The organism is Stenotrophomonas sp. PS02300 (genome assembly GCF_029959395.1).
In the GTDB taxonomy this organism is placed as follows: Bacteria; Pseudomonadota; Gammaproteobacteria; order Xanthomonadales; family Xanthomonadaceae; genus Stenotrophomonas; species Stenotrophomonas maltophilia_AD.
Genome location: NZ_JASCOP010000188.1, coordinates 1 through 5,664, shown reverse-complemented (window position 1 = coordinate 5,664; position 5,664 = coordinate 1). Strand labels below are relative to the sequence as shown.

The window sequence follows — 5,664 nt, the reverse complement described above, 5'->3', positions numbered from 1 at the left end:
GCCGTTGGCCGGCCCAGACGGTCCTTTACGCAGCCGGGTGAAATCACCGCTGGCGTTGCGTCCGGCACCGCTTGGGCCGACCAACGGTCGGCGCTACCAGGCATTATTCGAACTAATGCCTCTCCTTCAAATTTCGCGCTGGTGCCGCGCCCGGCCGCATGTCGATACTGCAGCCCTGCCCAACAAGGAACCGCCCATGATTGCCCGCCGCCAATTCCTGCAATGGTCCGGTGCTGCCGCCGCCTCGGCCCTGGCCGCCACCGTGCTGGCCAAAGCGCCTCCGACCGCACTGGCGGGTGACAAGCCGCAGGCAGCCGATTTCGCCGCCTTGGAAAAAGCCAGCGGCGGGCGGCTCGGCGTGACCCTGCTCGACACCGCCAGCGGCCGCCGCATCGGTCATCGCCAGGACGAGCGCTTCCCGATGTGCAGCACCTTCAAGTTCGTGCTCTCGTCCTGCGTGCTGCACCTGGCCGACCAGGGCACTCTGTCGTTGGACCGGCGGCTGCCGATTCACCAGCAGGACATGCTGTCGCACGCACCGGTGACCAAGCGCCATGTGGGCAAGGACCTGACCGTGCGCGATCTGTGCCGCGCGACCATGGTCACCAGCGACAACCCGGCGGCGAACCTGCTGCTGGGTGTGGTCGGTGGGCCGGCCGGGGTGACCGCGTTCCTGCGCGCCAATGGCGATGCGGTGACCCGCAACGATCGGCTGGAGCCGGAGATGAACCGGTTCGCGCCCGATGACCCGCGCGATACCACGAGCCCCGCCGCGATGGCGGCCAGCCTGCAGCGGTTCGTGCTGGGGGATGTGCTCAAGCCAGCGTCGCGCCTGCAGCTGGCCGACTGGCTGATCGACAACGAAACCGGCGATACGCGCCTGCGTGCCGGGCTGTCGCCGGCGTGGCGGGTGGGTGACAAGACCGGCAGCAACGGCGAAGACACCACCAATGACATCGCGATCCTGTGGCCGCTGGCCGGCGGCGCCCCGTGGGTGCTGACCAGCTACCTGCAGGGCGCCACGGTGGATGATGCCGGGCGCAACGACGTGCTGCGCCAGGTGGCGGTGATCGCGGAGCGCTTGATCGGCGTGTAGAGACACCCCGTGGGTGTCCCGCGCGGGCCCGGATCGGGCATTGCGCGGGACACGCGTGGCGTGTCGCTACGCGGGCTGGCTGGTCTCCTTGACGGCATTGAGGAACTCGCGGCCCCAGCGATCCACATCGTGGTACTCCACGGTGCCGAACAGCTGGCGCATGCGGCCGCCGGCTTCTTCGTCGGGCATCGACAGTGCCTGCAGCAGCCCGGCGGTGAGGTCGGCCGGATCGTGCGGGTTGGTCAATACCGCGCCCTTCAACTCCGCCGCCGCGCCGGCGAATTCGCTCAGCACCAGCACGCCATTGCTGCCTTCGATGCCGTGGGTGGCCACGAACTCCTTGGCCACCAGGTTCAGCCCATCGCGCAGCGGGGTGATCCACATCACCTGCGCGGCAGCGTAATGCGCCACCACGTCTTCGAACGGCAATGCCTGCGCGAAGAAGCGCACCGGGGTCCAGTCCAGCCGTGAGAAACGGCCGTTGATGCGGCCCACCGCCTGTTCGATCTGGTTCTGCAGCGTGCGGTACACGGTCATTTCGCGCGCGGCCGGCACGCACACCATCAGCAGGGTGACCTTGCCCTGGCGGTCCGGATGCTGTTCCAGCAGCCGCTCGAACGCCTCCAGCTTGGCCAGCGTGCCCTTGGTGTAATCCAGCCGCTCCACCGACAGCACCAGCTTGCGCGCGCCGATCTCGCGGCGCAGCTTGAAGATGTCGTTGCGCACGCTGGGCCGGGCCAGCACGTCGTGGATGCGGCGCAGGTCGGTGCCCACCGGGTGCGCACCCAAGGCTACTTCACGGTCACCCACGCGGATGCGCGTGGTCATGGTATCCAGCCCCACCGCGCAGCCATAGGTCAGGAAGCGCGGCGCGCAGCTTTCCCACGACAAACGTTCGGCCGGCATCGCCCCGCGCACCACATCCACGAAGTTCTCCACCTGGCGCGGGATGTGGAAGCCGATGTAGTCGCAGCTGAGCAGGCTGCCGATGATCTCGCGGCGCCACGGCACCACGTTGAACACATCGGCCGACGGGAAGTAGGTGTGGTGGAAGAAGGCGATCTTCAGGTCCGGGCGCAGCTCGCGCAGCGTGGCCGGCACCATCCACAGGTTGTAGTCGTGGATCCACACGGTGGCGCCGTGCGCGGCTTCGGCCGCGGTGGCCTCGGCGAAGCGCCGGTTGACCTTCAGGAACACCTGCCAGTCATCCTCGCGGAAGCGCGCGCGTTCCCAGAACACATGCAGCATCGGCCAGAACGCTTCCTTGGAGAAGCGCTTGTAGAAGATGTCCACTTCCTGCCGGGTCAACGGCACGCGCGCGGCGGTCAGGGTGGGGTAGCGCTCGGCGTCCACCGCCATGTGGGTCTGGAACGGGCCGCGCTTGGGGTCGTCGATGCCCCAGGCCACCCACGAACCGGTCTGGCCGCCCTGGAAGAAGCTCAGCAGCGAGGGAATGATGCCGTTGGGCGAGCGCGGTGGGCGCTGCACCAGCACGCCGTCTTCCATCACTTCATCGAAGGGCATGCGGTGGTAGAGCATCACCAGGTCGGCGCCTTCGGCGCGCTTGGCCGCCGGCGGCTTCAGCCATGCATCGTCGGCCGGCAGCAGGGCGAAGTGTTCGATCGCCTCCAGGATGCCGCCGCAGCCCGGTGCCTGCGCATGGTAGGTGTGCGCCAGCCCGGTGGTGGCGGCGGTGAGCGCCGGTTCGGAATCGCCCACGCACACGCCGCGGAAACCAGCGGTGTACATCGACAGGTCGTTGAGGGTGTCACCGGCCACCAGGATGCGGTCACGCGGCAGGTCCAGCAGGCGCGCCAGCGCAGCCAGGGTGCGGCCCTTGTCGGTGTCCGGCGGCAGGATGTCCAGGTAGCGGTCGGCCGAATACAGCACGTCGCAGCCCAGCGCCTGCGCGGCGGCCTGGATCTGCGAACGCAGCGGTGCCAGCGTGGCCGGGTCGCAGAAGTAGGAGCAGCGGCGCTCCTGCGGCACGTCCTGGCGCTGCAGCGCGGTGAACGGCCGCATCGCGGCGGCCACCACCTGCTCACCCGGCCAGTGCGCGTCGATCATCGATTGCAGGGGCTGCAGCGGCTGCAGGGTGTGGCCATCGACCACGGTTGCGCCGACATCGCAGACCACGTAATCGGGGCGGGGAATGGCCGGATCGGAGAGCAGCGGCATCACCGCTTCAAGCCCGCGGCCGGTGATGAAGATCAGGCGGATACCGGGGTGCTGGTCGACCAGCCGGTACAGGCGGTGGCGCGCGGCGGCGTCGCCGGCGAGAAAGGTGCCATCCAGGTCGGTGGCGAGAATCAGTTGCTGGGCCGGGGGAGCCGCCGGCGTGCGGGATGAGGTGGACGGGGTGGGTGCCAAAACAGTCAATGCACTTCCTTATCGGAGTCGATGGGTGAAGGGGGGGATGTATCCGCCGGTGCGTCGTCCGCCGGTAGCACCCGACCGTTGGTCGGGTGGCCGTCCGGCGGCGCAACAGCATCGGTTTCAGGAATAAGTTCCAGCGCCGCCGGCGTGGTGCGCAGCATCAGCCGGAACACCACCGGGTGCGTGCGCAGCCGGTCGAAGCTGAGCAGGCGCGCGGTGGTGAACAGCGCCAGCACGCCGAGCACCCCGGCGAAATAGAGGGGCAGGGCGGCCGGACCGAACTGCTGCATGGCCGCGCCAGCCAACGCCGGGCCGATCGCCGCGCCGACGCCGTGCACCAGCAGCAGGCTGGAACAGCCCGACAGCAGGTCCTGGCGCGGCAGGTAATCGAGCATGTGCGCCACCGCGAAGGGATACAGCGAGAACGCCAGGCCGCCATAGAAGAAGAACAGCCCGAACAACAGGTACGTCTGCACCTGGATCATCGGCAGCGCGGCGATGACCGCGATGCCGCCGGCGGCCACGCACAGCGCCACCAGCCCGACGCGACGGTCATGGCCATCGCTGATGTGGCCCAGCGGCCACTGCAGCAGCGCGCCGCCGGCGATGGCGGTGAGCATGAAGCGGGCCACGCCGTCATTGTTGAGGCCCACCTCGCCGGCATACACCGGCAGCAGGCCCCAGAACGCGCCCATGGCCAGGCCCGACAGCCCGGCAGCGACCGTGGCCACCGGCGCCATCGCGTACAGCCGCGACAGCGTCAGGCGCGGCACAGACGGCACTTCCGGCGGGGTGAGCCGGGTGGCGGTGATCGGCAGCACCGCGGCGCAGACCAGCATGGCGATCAGCATGAACATCGACATGGCCGGCGCATTGCTGACCATCAGCAGGATCTGGCCCAGCGCCAGCGCGGAAAGATTCACCACCATGTACAGCGAGAAGGCGCGGCTGCGCTGGCGCGGATCCGGCTCGGCGTTGAGCCAGCTTTCGATCACCGTGTACAGGCCCACCAGCGCGATGCCGGTGATGATGCGCAGCAGCCCCCACAGCCAGGCGTTGAGCCACAGCGGATGCAGCAGCACCGCGATGGCGGCGAGGGCGGCAAAGAAGGCGAACGCACGGATATGCCCGATACGGCCGATCAGCGACGGAGCAAAGAAGGTGCCCATGAAGAAGCCGGCAAAATAACCGGACATCACCAGGCCCAACGTACCGGCACCGAAGCCGGCTTCACCGCCGCTTACCGCCAGCAAGGTGCCCAGAAGCCCGCTGCCCGTCAAAAGCAGCGCTACTCCCGTCAGCAGGGCGGTCAGCCGCAACACGCGTGCGACCTTCGTGGGGAAGGCGAACCGGTCACGACAACGACCCTAACACAGACGTGATTAATCCTTTGTCGCCGATGGCGCGGATTTGCGCTGTGCGCCCATGCGGGCTACGGTGTCCGCATGACTGTGTACAAGTTCCTGCCGCTCGCGGCTGCATCCCTGCTCGCCGCGTGTGGTGGCCAGCGTGACAGCGTGGCCCACGATGTTGCGATGGCGCCGGCCGACGCGTTTCTCGCTGCTGTTGCCGCGCATTGCGGCAAGGCGTTCGAAGGCCATATCGCCGTCAATGAGCCGAAGGGCACCGGGCCGGATCCGTTCGATGGCAAGCGCCTGGTGATGCATGTGCGCGGTTGCGATGACGCCTCGCATACGCTGCGTATTCCCTTCCACGTGGGTGACGATCACTCGCGCACGTGGGTGTTGAGCCGCACCGATACCGGGCTGCGCCTCAAGCACGATCACCGCCATGCAGATGGCAGTCCGGATGCGGTCACGATGTACGGCGGCGACAGTGCGCCGCCCGGCACCGCGCAGCGCCAGTCGTTCCCGGTGGATGCCGATTCGGTGGCGATGTTCCGCAAGGCCGGCATGGAAGCGTCGGTGACCAACACGTGGGCGATGGAAGTCGAGCCGGACAAGACGTTCGTGTACGAGCTCACCCGCCCGGGTGGACGCAGGTTCCAGGTGGTGTTCGACCTCGCACATCCGGTGGCATTGCCGCCGGCCCCGTGGGGCGCCGAGGCGCCACCTGCCCCATAATGCCGCTCGCCGCCTGCCGGTAGGGCCCGACCGTTGGTCGGGCCGCCGTCCGGTCAACGCGCGCCAAACCTCGCCCGGCACCCGTTGCTGACCCATACCATGCTCGGC

The 5,664-nt window shown here is 68.4% G+C and carries 4 protein-coding genes; 2 read left to right on the top strand and 2 right to left on the bottom strand.

Translation table 11 applies throughout. The annotated features are described in order from the left end of the window. The first annotated feature begins 196 nt into the window (after positions 1-196). Positions 197-1,096, top strand: coding sequence for a L2 family extended-spectrum class A beta-lactamase (blaL2, locus tag QMX79_RS19750; RefSeq protein WP_282248292.1), 900 nt, complete (start codon positions 197-199; stop codon positions 1,094-1,096). Positions 1,097-1,162: 66 nt separating this feature from the next. Here the strand turns inward: blaL2 and ggpS are convergent, their stop codons facing one another. Together ggpS and QMX79_RS19740 are read right to left on the bottom strand one after the other, a co-directional pair. Then, positions 1,163-3,409: a glucosylglycerol-phosphate synthase gene (gene ggpS, locus QMX79_RS19745; RefSeq protein WP_336618880.1), complete on the bottom strand. Its 2,247-nt coding sequence runs from the start codon at positions 3,407-3,409 to the stop codon at positions 1,163-1,165. Between the two features lie 62 nt (positions 3,410-3,471). Continuing rightward, complete coding sequence (locus QMX79_RS19740) at positions 3,472-4,794, bottom strand: MFS transporter (RefSeq protein ID WP_282248289.1); 1,323 nt, start codon at positions 4,792-4,794, stop codon at positions 3,472-3,474. 123 nt (positions 4,795-4,917) lie between these two features. Here QMX79_RS19740 and QMX79_RS19735 point away from each other — a divergent pair, with 123 nt between their 5' ends. Beyond that, positions 4,918-5,556 (top strand): hypothetical protein, encoded by a 639-nt coding sequence (locus QMX79_RS19735; RefSeq protein ID WP_282248288.1) that lies wholly within the window; start codon positions 4,918-4,920, stop codon positions 5,554-5,556. Positions 5,557-5,664 lie beyond the last annotated feature (108 nt).